The organism is Nannocystis pusilla (genome assembly GCF_026626665.1).
Taxonomy (GTDB): domain Bacteria; phylum Myxococcota_A; class Polyangia; order Nannocystales; family Nannocystaceae; genus Nannocystis; species Nannocystis pusilla.
In genome coordinates this window covers 9,752,588-9,767,764 of the sequence record NZ_JAPNKE010000002.1, presented here as the reverse complement: position 1 = coordinate 9,767,764, position 15,177 = coordinate 9,752,588, and the positions used below count along the sequence as shown (strand labels likewise).

General features: G+C 74.4%; 14 protein-coding genes and 1 pseudogene. 7 read left to right on the top strand and 8 right to left on the bottom strand.

What is annotated here, in order from left to right; genetic code table 11:
* Nucleotides 1-74: 74 nt before the first annotated feature.
* The 3 genes from OV079_RS43330 to OV079_RS43320 form a co-directional block, all read right to left on the bottom strand.
* Nucleotides 75-1,460 carry a monooxygenase gene (locus tag OV079_RS43330; RefSeq protein ID WP_267775599.1) on the bottom strand — a complete coding sequence of 462 codons (1,386 nt, stop codon included), beginning with the start codon at nt 1,458-1,460 and terminating at the stop codon, nt 75-77.
* Nucleotides 1,461-1,710: 250 nt separating this feature from the next.
* Nucleotides 1,711-3,105, bottom strand: a complete 1,395-nt coding sequence (locus tag OV079_RS43325; protein ID WP_267775597.1) for a sensor histidine kinase — start codon at nt 3,103-3,105, stop codon at nt 1,711-1,713.
* Complete coding sequence (locus OV079_RS43320; protein WP_267775595.1) at nt 3,102-3,800, bottom strand: response regulator transcription factor; 699 nt, start codon at nt 3,798-3,800, stop codon at nt 3,102-3,104. Before OV079_RS43320 ends, OV079_RS43325 begins: the two co-directional genes overlap by 4 nt.
* Before the next feature lie 55 nt (nt 3,801-3,855).
* Here OV079_RS43320 and OV079_RS43315 point away from each other — a divergent pair, with 55 nt between their 5' ends.
* From OV079_RS43315 to OV079_RS43285, 7 genes and pseudogenes are all read left to right on the top strand, one after another.
* On the top strand, nt 3,856-4,305 hold the full coding sequence (locus OV079_RS43315) for a RidA family protein (protein WP_267775593.1): 450 nt from the start codon (nt 3,856-3,858) through the stop codon (nt 4,303-4,305).
* The gene (locus OV079_RS43310; RefSeq protein ID WP_267775591.1) at nt 4,302-5,156 is read left to right on the top strand and encodes an enoyl-CoA hydratase family protein; all 855 of its coding nucleotides are present in this window, start codon (nt 4,302-4,304) and stop codon (nt 5,154-5,156) included. Before OV079_RS43315 ends, OV079_RS43310 begins: the two co-directional genes overlap by 4 nt.
* 512 nt (nt 5,157-5,668) lie before the next feature.
* Nucleotides 5,669-6,538, top strand: a complete 870-nt coding sequence (locus OV079_RS43305; RefSeq protein WP_267778784.1) for an acyl-CoA dehydrogenase family protein — start codon at nt 5,669-5,671, stop codon at nt 6,536-6,538.
* A gap of 436 nt (nt 6,539-6,974) precedes the next feature.
* A pseudogene (gene modA / locus OV079_RS59595) lies at nt 6,975-7,511 on the top strand (molybdate ABC transporter substrate-binding protein); the annotation flags it as partial.
* A gap of 67 nt (nt 7,512-7,578) precedes the next feature.
* Entirely contained in the window at nt 7,579-7,743 is a 165-nt protein-coding gene (locus tag OV079_RS43295) for a hypothetical protein (RefSeq protein ID WP_267775587.1), read from the top strand.
* A gap of 33 nt (nt 7,744-7,776) precedes the next feature.
* The gene (locus tag OV079_RS43290; protein WP_267775586.1) at nt 7,777-8,580 is read left to right on the top strand and encodes an ABC transporter permease; all 804 of its coding nucleotides are present in this window, start codon (nt 7,777-7,779) and stop codon (nt 8,578-8,580) included.
* A 25-nt stretch (nt 8,581-8,605) separates the two neighbouring features.
* Nucleotides 8,606-9,337 carry an ABC transporter ATP-binding protein gene (locus OV079_RS43285; RefSeq protein ID WP_267775584.1) on the top strand — a complete coding sequence of 244 codons (732 nt, stop codon included), beginning with the start codon at nt 8,606-8,608 and terminating at the stop codon, nt 9,335-9,337.
* A gap of 180 nt (nt 9,338-9,517) precedes the next feature.
* Here the strand turns inward: OV079_RS43285 and OV079_RS43280 are convergent, their stop codons facing one another.
* From OV079_RS43280 to OV079_RS43260, 5 genes are all read right to left on the bottom strand, one after another.
* Entirely contained in the window at nt 9,518-10,264 is a 747-nt protein-coding gene (locus tag OV079_RS43280) for a hypothetical protein (RefSeq protein WP_267775582.1), read from the bottom strand.
* A 42-nt stretch (nt 10,265-10,306) separates the two neighbouring features.
* Entirely contained in the window at nt 10,307-11,191 is an 885-nt protein-coding gene (locus OV079_RS43275; RefSeq protein WP_267775581.1) for a hypothetical protein, read from the bottom strand.
* Nucleotides 11,167-12,711 carry a serine/threonine-protein kinase gene (locus OV079_RS43270; RefSeq protein WP_267775580.1) on the bottom strand — a complete coding sequence of 515 codons (1,545 nt, stop codon included), beginning with the start codon at nt 12,709-12,711 and terminating at the stop codon, nt 11,167-11,169. Before OV079_RS43270 ends, OV079_RS43275 begins: the two co-directional genes overlap by 25 nt.
* A gap of 111 nt (nt 12,712-12,822) precedes the next feature.
* Nucleotides 12,823-13,590, bottom strand: a complete 768-nt coding sequence (locus tag OV079_RS43265) for an LTA synthase family protein (protein ID WP_267775578.1) — start codon at nt 13,588-13,590, stop codon at nt 12,823-12,825.
* Nucleotides 13,587-14,183: an LTA synthase family protein gene (locus tag OV079_RS43260; protein ID WP_267778783.1), complete on the bottom strand. Its 597-nt coding sequence runs from the start codon at nt 14,181-14,183 to the stop codon at nt 13,587-13,589. Before OV079_RS43260 ends, OV079_RS43265 begins: the two co-directional genes overlap by 4 nt.
* Nucleotides 14,184-15,177 lie beyond the last annotated feature (994 nt).

Genomic DNA, 15,177 nt, shown 5'->3' with positions numbered 1-15,177 from the left:
CCTCGGCGAGCGGCCCCGCCTGGGACATGTCGGAGGAGACATGTCCCGGGGGTCAGATGAGAACAAGCGCCGCGTCAGGTGCCGGTGACGTAGACGATGCCGAGGCACATCTCGTCGCCGGTGCCCTCGCCCCACAGGATGTCCTTGGGCTGCTGCTGCACCCCGTTCTCGACCGGCTGGTTCTCGGCGGTGTTGTCCCACTCGCACTCGAGGCGCAGCTTGTCGCCGGGGCGGACCGTCACCGGGGCGGTGAGCTGGTAGCTGCCTTGCCAGTTGAAATCCCAGCGCGGGATGTCGAGCAGGCAGGTGTCCTGGCCGCCGGTGAGGCCCAGCGAGCCGCGCACACCGCGGGTGTGCATGTGCAACGCGGCCGCGTGGACGACGAAGGGATCGCCGGCCTGAAGCCCGCCGTCGGGGAACAGCAGCGGCAGGTAGTTGCTGACGTCGGCGGCGAAGCTGTGGACGACCCCGGCCTCGCCGGCGGGGATCAGCATCGGCTCGCTGCCCTGGACCCACGCCGGGTTGGTGAACGGCATCATCACCGCGACCCGGTCGACGCTCGCGGCGGTGCGGATCTGGATCCGCGACTGATCGGGCCCCGCGCCCGGGTAGGTGTGGTAGTGCATCTGCACCGCCACGAGGGAGCCCGGCTGCACCTTGATACCTGTCCCTTCGGGCATGTCGCCCGGGGCGCCGCCGGGGACCCAGGCGCCGAGCCAGGGCACGCGGCCGTCGTTGATCTTGCCGCCGCTCGGGCCGCCGTAGCAGAGGTAGCCGGGGTCGGGGTCGGCCTCGTCGAGCGCGCGGTAGGCCTCCGCCTGGTCGGGCGGGATCGCGAAGGCGATCACGTGATGCACGATCTGCCGCTCCCCGGGCGTCACGCTGAGCGCGGTCACGAAGGTCTCCGCTTCCTCCGGCCAGGGCATCAGGAAGCAGCGGTACTCGTCGGGCGCGATCGTCGGGGTGTAGGGCTCGGGCAGCTGGAGGTCGATGTCGAACGCGATCGGCTCGGGCGCCTGGGCCGGCGGCGGGGCGTCGGCGGGGTCGCCCTCGGGCGCGCCGAGCTCGACCCAGTCGAGCACGAGCTGGCGCGCGTCGTCGTCGATCGAGCGGTCGTGGAGGTAGGTGCCGCAGGCGGCGTCGGGCGGCCACGGGGGCATGGTCCCGGCCTCCAGCGAGGCCGGCAGGGCGCTGGCGACCGCGCTGGCGTCGGCGTACGAGGCGAGCGAGAACGGGGCGAGGTTGCCGGGGCTGTGACAGCCGACGCACTTGGCGTCGAGGACCGCCTTGACGTCGCGCCAGTAAGTGACCGCCGCGGCCTCGCCGGTGGTCGAGCTGCCGGCCGTGTCGCTGCCGGCCGTGTCGCTGCCGGCCGTGTCGCTGCCGGCGCTGCCCTCGGAGACGTCGCCGCACGCGACGAGGAGGAGGCCGAGGGGGAAGATCGCGGTGATGCGCTGCATGGCCTCCAGTTCACCACTCAAGTTGTGGAGAGTGTGTGGAGAACCGCCGCGATGCGCGCGACACGGAGCGGGGTCACGATGCCCCACGGCTGAAGCTTGCTGTCTCGAGAGACATGTCGACGGAGGGCTTGACCGGAATCCATGGAGACCCGCTCCGGCAGGGTTGCCTCGAGTCACGGCCTCGCCGGCGCCGGGGGGAATTGCTCGCGCGCCGGGCCGTGGCCGGATGCTGCGCGCGCGGGCGTGACGCTCACGCGACCTGCGGCGGGCCGCTGACGGGGCCGTGGATCGTCGCTCGCAAGCCGCGCGGCTCTTCGCCGGCGAGGGTCAGGGCGAAGCCGGCGCGGCTGCACACTTCTTGCGAGATCGCCAGGCCGAGGCCCCCGCCTTTCGGGTCGCGGCGGCGAGCCTCGTCGGAGCGGAACGTGCGCTCGCCGATCTTCGGCAGGTCGGCCGGGGGCACGCCGGGGCCGTCGTCGACGACGGTGAGACCGAACGAATCGGGACCTGTCTCTTCGAGCAGGATCGCCACGTGGCCGCCGGGGTCGCCGTGGGCGACGGCGTTGTGGACCAGGTTGGCCAGCGCCTGCTCGGCCATCGCCGGGTTGCAGCGGGCCCACACCGCGGCGTCGGGGCGAGCGCCGTGGACCTCGATGCCGCGGGTGCGGCCGAGCGCGGCGAAGCGACGAGCGACGCGGTCGACGACGGCGCACAGATCCACGCGCAGGTCGCCGTGCAGCGGGTCGGCGCCCTCCTGCAGGCGACACGCGAGGTAGAGGTTGTCGATCAGCGAGCCCATGTAGACGACGTCGCCGATGGCTCCGCGGACCAGGCCCTGGTCGTCGGCCGGGCGCGCGCCTCCGGCCAGCTGCTCGAGCGCGATCTGCAGCGACGCCAGCGGCGTGCGCAGGTCGTGGGCGATGTTGGCGAGGTGCTGCTCGAGCGCGCGGTGGCGGGCCTCCATGCGCGCGGCGTCGGCGGCGATGCGCGCGTGGGCCTGGTCGAGCAGGGCCGAGAGCTGACCGAGGTCGTCGCGCGCGGGGTCGCCGGCGGAGGCGTAGCCGGCGGCGTGACCGACCTGCTCGGTGGCGCGGCGCAGCTTCTCGAGGCGCAGGGCGATCGGTCGCACCGCGAAGAAGCTGGCGAGGCCGACGGTGAGGGCGACGCTGCACGCGAGCAGGCCGAAGATGATGAGCAGCGCGTAGCGGCGCTCGGAGGTGCTGAGCTTCCAGCGCAGCTGGACCAGCGCGCACGGGCCGTGGTCGGCGGCGCGGCGCAGGCTGGCGCCGCCCCATGGGTTGACGAAGAAGTACATGCGCGTCGGCGCGGCCTCGCCGGCCTGCAGGCGCGCCAGCAGCTGCGGGTCGAGCGGCGGGGCGTCGGCGACCGCGGGCGCGAGGGTGTCGCCGTCGTAGACGACGAGCTCGAGCTCGGGGCCGTGCTGCGCGGTGAAAGTGGCCGGGTCGCGCTCGCACTGGGCCAGCGAGATCGCGTCGAGCTGCGGCGCGAGCGCGCCGATCCGCCTGATCGCCTGCTCGATGAACAGCGACGGCATCACCACCGCCACGAGGGCGACGCTGAGGCCGGCGCAGATCGCCGCGGCCAGGAACACGCGCCCCGACAGGCCGCGCAAGATCCGGGTCATGCCGACTCCGGCGCGTCGAAGCGGTAGCCGATGCCCCACACCGTGGCGATCCGCGCGCCCGCCGGGCCCAGCTTGCGGCGGATCCGGGCCACGTGCGAGTCGACCGTCCGCTCGCTGCGGTCGCCGCCGGCCGGCAGCGCGGCCTCGGCCAGCTGGCGCCGGGTGATCGCACGAGCTGGCCTTTCGACCAGGTACAAAAGGACATTGAACTCGTGGGCGGTGAGGCCGAGCGGCTCGCCGGCGAGGGTGACGGTGCGGGCGTCGAGGTCGAGCAGCGCGCCGTCCCAGCCGAAGGTGCGCGTCGGCGCGGCCGCGTCGGGCAGACGCAGGCGGGCGCGCACGCGGGCCAGCAGCTCCTCGATCCAGAACGGCTTGGGCAGGTAGTCGACGGCCCCGCCGGCGAAGGCCTGCAGGCGGGCGTCGAGCTCGGTGCGGGCGCTCAGCACGATCACCGGGGTCGACAGCCGGCCGCGCCACAGCTCGAGCACCTCGAAGCCGCCGAGCTCGGGCAGCATGAGGTCGAGGACCACGAGGTCGAACGGGCGCGCCAGGGCCAGCTCGGCGCCGCGGCGGCCGTCGTGCGCGAGCTCGACGTCGAAGCCCGCGCCCTTGAGCCCGCGCACGATGCCGGCGGCGATCGCGGGGTCGTCCTCGACCACGAGGACCGCGGGGACGCTGCGTTCACGGGTCGACATGCGCGGGCTCTCGTTCGACGGTAGCAGCCCGGTCGCGGCGAAGGATGGAGGATTTGTGGAGCGCGTGCGAAGCTCGTCGGCGATGACGGACGAGGCGAAGGTCCCCGCGCGCGCGATCCTCCCCGACGGCTGGCAGCGGCCTCGCGGCTACAGCAACGGCATGGCGGCCCGCGGCGAGCTGCTGGCGATCGCCGGCATGATCGCCTGGGACGCGCGCGAGCAGCTGGTGTCCGACGCGTTCGCGGCGCAATTCCGCCAGGCGCTGGCCAACGTGGTCGCGGTGGTGACGGCGGCGGGCGGGCGGCCGGAGCACGTGATCTCGCTGACGGTCTACGTGACGGACAAGCGCGAGTACGTCGCCGAGCTGGCCGCCGTCGGCGCCGCGTACCGCGAGCTGATGGGGCGCCACTACCCGGCGATGGCGCTGGTCGAGGTCGCGGCGCTGCTCGAGCCGCGGGCGAAGGTGGAGATCCAGGGCCTCGCCGTGCTACCAGATCTCCCGTGACCCGCTCCGCCGACCCCGACCTGCGCGACCTGCCGCTGCCGCGGCCCGAGAGCTTTTCGTACGAGGAGCGCGAGCGCGTGGGGGTCATCACCCTGACGCGGCCCGACCGCTTCAACGCGCTGACGTTCCAGGTCTACCGCGAGCTCACCGACCTGTTCACGGTGATCGACCGCCGCGCGCACGCGGAGGGCGGCGCGCGGGCGCTGGTGCTGCAGGGCGCGGGCCGGGCGTTCTGCGCCGGCGGCGACGTCGACGACATCATCACCCGGCTGTTCGAGCGCGACACCGAGGCGCTCCTGCGGTTCACGCGGATGACGGGGGAGCTCATCCACGCCATGCGCCGCTGCAAGCTGCCGATCGTCGCCAGCGTCAAGCGCGTGGCCGCCGGCGCCGGCGCGGTGATGGCCCTCGCCAGCGACCTGCGGGTGATGGGCAAGAATTCGTTCTTCGCGTTCCTGTTCCCGCAGGTCGGCCTGTCGGGCGCCGACATGGGCGCGAGCTGGCTGCTCCCGCGGGTGGTCGGCCTCGGCCACGCGAGCGAGATCTTGCTGCTCGGCGACCGCGTGCCCGCCGACCGCTGCGCGCAGATCGGCCTGGCCACCCAGGTGGTCGACGACGAGCCCGACCGCGACGCGGTCGACCGCGCCGCGTTCGCGCTGGCCAAGCGCGTCGCCGACGGGCCCCACTTCGCCGCCCGCATGACCAAGACGATGCTGCAGCAGGAGCTCGACATGGACTTCACCGCGGCGATCGAGGCCGAGGCCCAGGCCCAGGCGGTCTGCATGCAGCACCCCGACTTCGCCGAGGCCGACCGCGCGCGCCAGCAGAAGCGAGCGCCGAGCTGGCGCTAGGAGCATGTCCTGAAACACATGTTTTCAAAGGCATGTCCGAGGGGACATGCAGCCCAGGCCGAGGCGGAGCCCGCCCCGCCCGCCGGCGCGCCGCCCGATCGCCCGCGAACGGAACCTGTCCCGAGGAGCATGTCCCGATGAACATCCTTCACCCGAGCGCCGGCCCGTCCGCGAAAGGCACGCCCCGATGAACCAGCTGCTGACGCCCTACGTGACCGAGCGGGCGCTCGGGCTGCTCGACGGCGCGCGCTGGCGGCCGCTCGAGGACGCGCTGGCGACCTTCGTGGCCGACCTGCGGGCCCGGCCGGTCGACGAGGAGGCCAGCGAGGACGCGGCGGCGCGGACCTACCTGCTGCGGCTGGCGACGGCCGGGCTGCTCGAGTGGGTGGTGCCGTCCGCGTACGGCGGCGCCGAGCTCGAGGCGGGCCACGCGGGCGGGCTGTCGTCGACGGCGATCTGCCTGATCCGCCAGTGGCTCGCGCGCGAGCGGGGCGCTCGACACCGCCTTCGTGATGCAGGGCCTGGGCTCGTACCCGCTGGCGCTGGCCGCCAGCGAGCCGCTGCGCCGCTACGTCCTGCCGCGCGTGGCCAGCGGGGCCACCGTGTGCGCGTTCGCGTTGACCGAGCCGGAGGCCGGGTCCGACGTCAAGAACCTGCGCACCACCGCGACCGCGGCCGACGGCGGGGTGGTGCTCGAGGGCACCAAGTGCTTCATCAGCAACGCCGGCCTGGCCGACAGCTACGTGGTGTTCGCCCGCGAGGCCGGCGAGGGCAAGCCGCGCTTCTCGGCGTTCTTCGTGGCCGGCGACGCACCTGGCCTTTCGGTCATCCGCACCCGCGTCCTGGCGCCGCACCCGATCGGCACGGTCAAGCTCGAGCGGGTGTTCGTGCCCGACGCCCACCGCGTCGGCGAGCCCGGCGCCGGCCTCAAGCTGGCGCTCGGCAACCTCGACGTGTTCCGCGTCAGCGTCGGCGCCGCGGCCCTCGGCCTGGCCGACCGCGCGCTCGCCGAGACCGTGGGCCACCTCAAGCGCCGGGTCCAGTTCGGCAAGCCGCTGGCCGAGCAGCAGGGCCTGCAGTTCGCGCTCGCCGACCTGGCGACCGAACAGCTGGCGGCGCAGCTGCTGGTCTACCGCGCCGCCGCGGCCCGCGACGCCGGCCACGCGACGTCGGAGATGGCGGCGATGGCGAAGATGCACGCGACCGAGTCGGCGCAACGCGCCATCGACCGCGCCGTGCAGAGCTTCGGCGGCCTCGGCGTGACGGTGGGCCAGGTGCCCGAACGGCTCTACCGGGAGATCCGCGCGCTGCGGATCTACGAGGGCGCGACCGAGGTGCAGAAGCTGGTGATCGCGCGGGCGCTGCTCGACGAGCGCGGCTGAGTTCGGCAGGGCTCGTGATTCCTTCTGGCCGCAGGGGCCGACGGCCACACGACCGCGCGAAGTCCTCGCGTGACACGGACGAGGCCGCAAACGAGGCTTCCGCCCGCTTCACGAACCCCCGGCTGAGGTCGAGTCGGTGCGTGAAGCGCCTCCTCGTTCGCGCCGACTTTCCCCCGCTTGGCGAACACCGGGTGAGGTCGAGGTCGGTGTGTGAAGCGCCTCCTCGTTCGCGCCGAATCCTGCGACCCGAGCCGCTTCGCGCCGGTGCGACCGCGTGGGGGAGCTGCGGCAGACGAAAGGAAGCAAGCTCGCGGAGGCCCCGGCTCCTGCTGGCGAGCGGTGGCGGCGGGCCCCTGTCGCTCGGCTCGCGGTCGCCGGCCCGCGGCGGCGACAAAGCGCTTGCCCGCCGGCGCGCGGCGTCGCTACGCTTCGCGGCATGACCAGGCTCCGAGGCCCCGCGCTCCGCGTCGTCCTGCTCGCCGCGGTCGGGCTCGGCGGCTGCTCGTCCTCCCCGGGCGCCGGCAAGACCGAGCTACATGTCTCTGCGGCCATGTCCTTGAAGGAAGCCTTCACCGACCTCGAGGCCGGCTTCGAGGCCGAGCACCCGGGGCTCGACGTCGTCTTCAACTTCGCGGGCTCGCAGATCCTGGCGGCGCAGATCGTCGCCGGCGCGCCGGCCGACGTGTTCGCCTCGGCCGACCGGGCGCAGATGGAGCGCGCGGCCACCTCGGGCCGCCTGCAGCCGGCGCGGGTGTTCGCCAGGAACCGCCTGGTGATCGTCGCGCCCGCCAGCGATGCGTCGGTCCAGGGGCCGGCCGACCTTACGCGGCCCGGCCTGCGCCTGGTGCTCGCCGGCGAGTCCGTGCCGGTCGGCGCCTACGCGCGCGAGGCCCTCGGCCGCGCCGGGGTCCGCGACGCGGCGCTCGCCAACGTGGTGTCCAACGAGGAGAACGTGCGCGGGGTGCTCGCCAAGGTCGCGGGCGGCGAGGCCGACGCGGGGGTCGTCTACGCCACGGACGTCACCGGAGCTGGCCGACGAGGTGCGCACGGTCGCCTTCGCCGGCGCCGACGACGTCGTGCCGGCCTACGAGATCGCCGCCCTCGCCGACAGCCCGCAGCAGGCCCTCGCAGGCGCCTTCGTCGACCGCGTCGCCGGCCCGGCCGGGGCGGCGGCGCTCGGCAAGCGCGGCTTCCTGCCGCCGTGAACGGGCTGTCCCGAGGTACCTGTCTTGGACGACATGTCCTTCAAGCCCGGTCGCCCGGGGCACGCGCACCTGGCGATCGGCCTGCTCGCCGGCGCGGCGGTGGTGTTCTTCGCCTTGCCGCTGCTCGGGCTGCTGGTGCGGGTCGCCCCGGCCGAGCTGTGGCGGCAGCTGGCGGCGCCGTCGGTGCAGGCCGCCCTGCGGCTGTCGCTGTACGTGTCGCTGTGCGCGGCGGGCCTGTCGCTGCTGCTCGGGCTGCCGCTGGCGTACGCGCTGGCGCGGCTGCCGTTCCCGGGCCGCGGGCTGGCGCGGGCGCTGGTGACGCTGCCGATGGTGCTGCCGCCGGTGGTCGGCGGTACGGCGCTGCTGGCCGCGTTCGGACGACGCGGCCTGCTCGGGGGTGTCTTGGAACATGGCCTCGGGGTCATCTTGCCGTACACCACCGGCGCGGCGGTGCTGGCGGCCACCTTCGTGGCGGCGCCGTTCCTGGTGATCACCGTCGAGGGCGCGCTGCGCGGGCTCGACCCACGCCTCGAGCAGGCGGCGGCGACCCTCGGCGCGAGCCGGCTGCGGATCGTCGGCACGGTGGTGCTGCCCGCGATCCGCCCGAGCCTCGTCGCCGGCCTGGCGCTGTGCTGGGCCCGGGCCCTCGGCGAATTCGGCGCGACGATCACGTTCGCCGGCAACCTCCAGGGCCGCACCCAGACGATGCCGCTGGCGGTCTACGAGGCGCTGCACGACAGCCCCGACGGCGCGGTCGCCCTCAGCCTGATCCTCCTCGCAGTGTCGCTCGTCCTCCTCGCCGCCCTGCGCGGGCATTTTTTCAAAGGGGCGGGATGATGCCGGGCGACGGAGGCGCGCAGCGATGACGGCGACCGCGGGGCTGTCGGCCGACATCGCGGTGCAGCGCGGCTCGTTCTCGCTCGAGCTGAATTTCGCGCTGGCGCCGGGCGCGACGGTGGCGGTGCTCGGGCCCAACGGAGCCGGCAAGTCGACGCTGGTCGACGCGCTCGCCGGGCTGGTCCCGCTCGCGCGCGGCGAGGTGGTGCTGGCCGGGCGCACGCTCGAGCGACCGGCCGCGCGGGTGCGCCTGAGCCCGCAGGAACGTGGCCTCGGGGTCATGTTTCAAGGGTACTGTCTGTTCGGACACATGAGCGCGCGCGACAACGTCGCCTACGGGCTGCGAGCCCGCGGGGTCGCGCGGACGCGGGCGCGGGCCGAGGCGCAGGCGTGGCTCGAGCGGCTCGGCGTCGGCGAGGTCGGCGACCTCCGGCCGGCGGCCCTGTCGGGCGGGCAGGCCCAGCGGGTCGCGCTGGCGCGAGCGATGATCACCCGCCCTGCCCTGCTCCTGCTCGACGAGCCGCTGGCCGCGCTCGACGTGTCGGCGCGCGCGCAGGCCCGCCGCCTGCTGGCCGGCTGGCTCGCAGAGGCCGCCGCGATCTGCGTGATCGTCAGCCACGACGTGCGCGACGCGGTGGCCCTCGCCGACGAGCTGCTGGTGATCGAAGCCGGCCGCCTCACCGCCCGCGGCACGGCGGCCGAGCTGCGCGCCCGGCCACCCACGGAGTACGTGGCGGCGGTGCTCGGCGAGAGCTGACGGAAGCCGCAACGGCCGCGGAGCACTCGCCGAGCTCGTCGCGCCGCGGAGCGCTCGACGAGGACGCAGACTGCCGCTTCCTGGCGTGCTTCTCGGCGATCGCGGGCGCGAGGGCGGCACAGGCGGCGTGGAACTCCTTCGCCATCGGCGCGCGCGACCTCGGAGGTTCTGACCCGCTCTCTACCCGCACGAGAACAGCACGCACGAGCCGCTGCAGCACTGGCCGCCGCTGTTGCAGCTCTGGCCGGCCAGGCGGCAGCAGCCCGCGAAGCTGTAGGACTTGCAGTTCGCGGCGCAGGCGAGGTCGCCGCCGCCGTAGTTGCTGGGGAAGTCCGTGCACTCCTTGCCCTTGAGGTCGGTGCCGTCGCAGGTCTCGCCGGTCTCGGCGAGGTCGTTGCCGCACGTCGGTCCGGGCATCGTCGTCGTGTCGGTCGTCGCGTCGGTCGTCGTCGTCTCGGTCGTCGTGTCCGTCAGCGTGACGGTGAGGGTGTCCGTCAGCGTGTCCGTCAGCGTGTCGAGCGTCGTCGTCGTGGTCGTCGACGTATCGTCGGTGGTGCTCGTGCTCGTCGACGTGCTCGTGCTCGTCGACGTGCTCGTGCTCGTCGTCGTCGTCCCCTCGGTCGTGTCGACCGTGGCCGTCGTCGACGTCCCGGTCGTCGGCGGCTCGCTGGTGGTGGGGATCGTCGTTTCCGGGGTCCCGGTGGTGGTCGTGACCGCGCCGCTGTCGGACTCGCGGCGGCAGGCCTCGACGGTCACCGGCTCGGCCACGCAGCCGTCGTTGCTGGCCTCGCACAGGTTGCAGAACGGCCGGTTCGGGTCGCGCTCGGCGCAGCTGACGTCGCCGGACTGGTTGCCGCAGTGGCTCACGTTGGGGACCGAGCACCCGGCGAAGAAGGCGAGCCCGAATGCGAATGTTCTCCAGGACATGTTCCGAACAACCTGTCTCTTAGGTCAAATAGGATGCGACGGTCAGAACGAGCCGGCCAGCGACAGCCCGGCGGCGCCGCGACCGACGCTGGGCAGCCAGGACACGCGGCGGTGGGCGGCCTTGCGGTCGAGCGCGAGCAGGACCGCGCCGGTGATGGCGGCGGCGAGGCCGATGCTGAGGGTGGCCACGCCGGCGGGCCGGGTGGAGATCGAGTAGAGCGGCATGTCGGGGTCGGGGCGCGGCTGCTTGATCGCCAGGCCGAGGCCGACGACGAAGCCGACGCCGCCGACGGCGAGCAGGGCCACGCCGGCCTTGCCGCGGCCGCCGAGGCCTTTCGGCGGCGGCGGCGGCTCGGGCTTGGGCAGCTCGGGCGGCGGCGCGGCGGCCTTGAGCCGGGCCTCGCGCTCGGCCTGGGCGAAGTCGCGGACGAACGGGACCAGACGCTCGATCTCCGAAGTCCCGCGCTCCACCGCCTCGCCCTCCGTGCACAGGCGGCACTCGGTCTCGTGCACGCTGTCGCCGACCGGGTCGTCGCCGACGTAGAGGCCGGAGCCGATCACGTAGCCCGGCTCGTCGCCCGGCACCGCGCGGACGGTGATGCGGATCCACGGGTCGCGCGGGCCGCGGCCGGGCAGGACCTCGGCGCGGCGCAGCTGGCGGTTGCCGACCTCGTCGAGGCGCTCGTGGATCACGGGGCCCGCGGGGCCGGCCCCGTTGGTGTCGATCGCCAGGCTCGCGCGGGCGATCGTCTCGCCGGAGAGCGACGGAGCGGCGGCGCCGCCGGTGGTGGGGCTCGCGGGCGTCGCCGTCGACGGGCTCGCCCCGGCGGCCGGGGGCTGCGCGGGCGCGGCGTGGACCTGCGCGGACGGGATCGCGGCGACGGACAGGGCGCAGACGAGGCTCAGCCCCCGACACGCTTTTGGCACAGCTTGAGCCAACCTTGAGCCTCCTGGTCTTTGAGACCTTTCCCTACGGACATGCATCCTGTGAAGTCACCGAGCTCCATCAACGCCTTGGTCTCGAGCTTGCGCGCCTCGGCGCTCGAGGCCCAGCACTCGCGCTGACGGGTATAGTCTCGCAAGATCGCCCAGCGCTGGGTCCGGCGGGCCTCCTCGGCCGACGTGCGGACTCGCTGGCAGCGCGGGCTCATGTGCGCGTCGCTGCCGGGGCGCGTGCCCGCCTTCGCGGTGGGCTTCACGGTCGCGCCCTCGGGGGCCGGCGGAGTCGGCTCGCTCGGCGGCGGCTCGATTACGGGCGGCTCGCTCGGCGGCGGCGCGATCGCGGGCGGCGGTGTCGAGATGTCCTTGGGGACAGGTCCTGGATCGACCGGCGCGGGCGGGACCACGGCCGCGAGCTCGGCCGGCGGCGGCGTCTCGGGGCCGGCGCGCAGCAGCCACACCGCGGTGGCGAGCCCCACCACGGTGAGCAGCGCGAGCACGATCGTCGCGGTGCGGCCGCGCGGGGCCTCGCGGCGCAGCGGCGCGAGCGTGGTCCCGGGCGTCGGCTTGGCGGCCGTCAGCGACGCCGCGGCCGACGGGATCGGGGCGGTGAGCGTCGCCTGCAGCGGCAGCTGCGAGCTCGCGCCGGGCGAGGTCGGCCCCGACTTGTGCCGGCTCTGCGAGTCGCGCCGCATGTCCTGCAAGATGACGTCGAGGCGGGCCGCGACCGCGTCGCCGTCGGACGGGCGCTCGCCCGAGTCGGTGGCGAGGCAGTCGGCGATCAGCCGGACCAGGCCGGCCGGCAGGCCGGGGCGGCGGGTCTCGACCGACGGCGCCGGGCGGTTGAGCTTGAAGGCCAGCAGTTCGAACGCGTTGCTGGCCGAGAACGGGATGTCGCCGGTCAGCATCTCGAACAGCATCACGCCCATCGCGTAGACGTCGAAGGTCGGACGCGCGGGCATGTTGGTGGCCTGCTCGGGCGCCATGTACTCGGGCGTGCCCATCAGCGAGCCGGGGCTGGTGATGCGCTCGGCCCCGGCGACGATGAGGCCGGTGTTGGCGGCGATGCCGAAGTCGAGCACCTTGACGGCCTCTTCGCCGGCCTGCGGCACGAGCATGATGTTGCTCGGCTTGAGGTCGCGGTGGACGATGCCGGCGCGGTGACCTGCCCCGAGGGCCAGAGCGATCTGGCGCATGATGGCGCACGCGCGGCGCGGCGGCTCGACCGTGGTGTTCTCGATGAGCTCGGCCTCGAGGTCGCGCCCGGCGAGGTGCTCCATCACCAGGAACAGGCGGCGATCGGGCAGCGCGCCGGCGTCGAACACTTGAACGATGTTCGGATGGCCGATCGTGCTGGCGGTGCGGGCCTCGGCGCGGAACCTGCGGACGATCGAGTCGGTCTGGCTCCACTGCGGCAGCAGGACCTTGATCGCGACCTTGCGACCGACCTCGACGTGCTCGGCGAGATAGACCGAGCCCATGCCGCCGCGGCCGAGGACCTGCAGCACTTGGTAGCGGTCTACGAGGATCGTGCCCGGGGGAAGTCGCCCTGGGGTGCGGCGGCCTCCGGCTCGGCGTCGATGGCGAGGTCGAAGCTCACGGCGCTCCGCCTCAGGCTATCACGGACCCGGCTCCGTCCCCGAAGGGAGCGCGCGGGCGAGGTCGTGGTCGGCGATCGCCCGCGACACCGCCAGCGCGCGCCGGGCCCGCTCCACCAGCCCCGTACAGGCTTCCCGCTCGATACGGGCCCCTTCGGCCGTAAACAGGCCCCTCCGGGGGGATGTCCTGCCCGGCGACCGCGAACAGGCGCTCGTCGCCCACCGCCGAGCCGTCGGGGAGGGCAGCCACCCCCGGCCGGCCCGAGCCGGGACCAGCGGTCGGCCGACGAAGGCGGGCGGCGCCGGCACGCCGAGGTAGTGCAGCCAGGTCGGCGCCAGGTCGACGTGGCTGCCCACGGCGTCGACCTCGCCGGTCACCTGTCCCTTGGGCAAGACCAAAAAGCCCGGCACCCGCTCGAGCCGCAGCCGCAGCGAGGGCGACCCGGCCGGCTCGCCGGCGAGCGCCGCGATCTCCGGCGTCACCCCCAGGCGGGCGTCGTGGTCGCCGTAGATCGCCACCGCCGTGCTGTCCGCGAGGCCAGCCGCCTCGAGCCCGGCGAACAGCTCGGCCAGCGCCGCGTCGAGGTGGTGGATCCCGTGCAAGTAGTTGCCGAGGCTCGTGCCCTCGAGCGCGCCGAGCTGCAGCCGGCGCAGGGCGGGCGGGAATTCGTCGTACGGATGGTGCAGGCTGAGCGTCACCAGGAACGCGAAGAACGGCTTCGGCGCGGCGGCCAGCTCCGGCAGCATGCGGGCGAAGAACGCCTCGTCGGCCAGGCCCCAGCCGATCACCGGCCCCGGGCCGAGCTCGCGGTCGAACAGCGAGCGGTCGAAGCCGTAGCGGGGTGCAGCGTCGCGCGGTTCCAGAACCCGCGCTTGAACGGGTGGGCCGACAGGGTCGCGTAGCCGGCCGCTTTGAGGGCGTGGGCGACCGTCTCGAAGCGGTTGCCGGCGCGCAGGAACGCGACCGCCCCCTGCCCCAGGGGGTACTGCGAATTCAGGATCGCATACTCCGCGTCCGAGGTCATACCCTGGGCGGTGATGTCGACCACCGCCCCGTAGTAGAGCGCACGTGCGCGCAGGCGGTTCAAAAACGGCGTGATCTCCTGCCCGGCGACAGTGGCGCCGATCGTCCAGCCCTGCAGCGCCTCGGCCTGGATCACCAGCAGGTTGGCCCCGCGCGCCAGGCCGAACCCGGGCAGCGCGGCCTGGTCGCGCTCGGCGAAGAACGCCGCGATCTCGGCCCGCTCCGCCGCCGACAGCGAGCGCTGACCGATCGCCCCCGCGAGCGTGCGCACCACGTCGAACCAGTGGGCCCCGAGCACGCCGAAGCGGCCGGCGTTGTGCTGCTCGGAGAACACGCGCGAGCCGAGGCCGCTGCGCATCGCCTCGCCGAGGCTGGTCACGAGCGGCAGCGAGGCCAGCAGCAGCGCCGCCGCGCCCGCGAGGGTCACGCGCCGCCGCGCTCGCGGGCTCGGCTGGGCCTGGGCGCGCGCCCGCGGCCACGCGCACGCGAGCACGAGCCCGGCCAGCGGCGCCGCGGCCAGCCACGCGTACTCCGGCCGCAGCAGCGCGCGCACGCTGGCGCCGATGGCCCCGACCTGGTGCGCCCCGATCAGCGCCTGCACCGGCACGATCGCCCCGAGCACGTGCATGTACAGCAGATCGGCGAGCAACAGCACGGCTGTCCCGAGGGACAGGATGAACGCCAGCCACGGCCGCAGCCGCCCGGGCACCAGCAGCACCAGGAGGCCCGGGACCGCCGCCGCGCCGATCGAGGCCGCGCGGCCGCCCTGCCACAGATCGATCGCCGCCAGCTCGTGGAACGCCGCGCCGAGCCCGGCCAGCGCCGCCCACAGCCACAGCGCCGGGACCAGGTCGAGCGCGGCCCACCGCCACGAGCCGGGCGCCGGCCTTCGCCGCCGCGCCAGCACCACCGCCGCCACGGTCGCCAGCGCCAGCGCCGACTGCCACCAGGCCGCGCGCAACGTGACCTTCACGACATGTTCCGAAGGACCGCCGGTCGACGGCGGGAACCACCGCACCTGCTCGCGCACCATCGCCAGCGCGAGCGTGTAGCTGCCCGCGCGCGGCGGGCCGGCCACGCGCACCGCCACGGTCGCGGTCTCGCCGGGGGCGACCGCGTGCGGCAGCTCGGTGCGCACGCCCTCGTGCTGCAGCGGCGTGCCGTCCTCGCCGCGCCAGCGGTACGACAGGCGATCGCCCGCGCCCGGCGACCACGCCTCGGCGCCGGTGTTGCGCACCGTGACGGTGAACGTGTCGCTGTCCGACGCCGCCAGCCGGCCCGGCCAGTCGGCGGCCACCAGCTCCCACGCCAGCGCCGGCGGACCGACGGTCGCCGCGGCCGCCAGCTCCTGC

Excerpts from the sequence above, each read along its gene's own strand:
- OV079_RS43290 (WP_267775586.1), top strand. The coding sequence starts at position 7,777 with ATGTCCTTCAAGCCCGGTCGCCCGGGGCACGCGCACCTGGCGATCGGC.
- OV079_RS43330 (WP_267775599.1), bottom strand. The coding sequence starts at position 1,460 with ATGCAGCGCATCACCGCGATCTTCCCCCTCGGCCTCCTCCTCGTCGCG.
- OV079_RS43305 (WP_267778784.1), top strand. The coding sequence starts at position 5,669 with ATGCAGGGCCTGGGCTCGTACCCGCTGGCGCTGGCCGCCAGCGAGCCG.
- OV079_RS43325 (WP_267775597.1), bottom strand. The coding sequence starts at position 3,105 with ATGACCCGGATCTTGCGCGGCCTGTCGGGGCGCGTGTTCCTGGCCGCG.
- OV079_RS43260 (WP_267778783.1), bottom strand. The coding sequence starts at position 14,183 with ATGCGCAGCGGCCTCGGCTCGCGCGTGTTCTCCGAGCAGCACAACGCC.
- OV079_RS43285 (WP_267775584.1), top strand. The coding sequence starts at position 8,606 with ATGACGGCGACCGCGGGGCTGTCGGCCGACATCGCGGTGCAGCGCGGC.
- OV079_RS43320 (WP_267775595.1), bottom strand. The coding sequence starts at position 3,800 with ATGTCGACCCGTGAACGCAGCGTCCCCGCGGTCCTCGTGGTCGAGGAC.
- OV079_RS43280 (WP_267775582.1), bottom strand. The coding sequence starts at position 10,264 with ATGTCCTGGAGAACATTCGCATTCGGGCTCGCCTTCTTCGCCGGGTGC.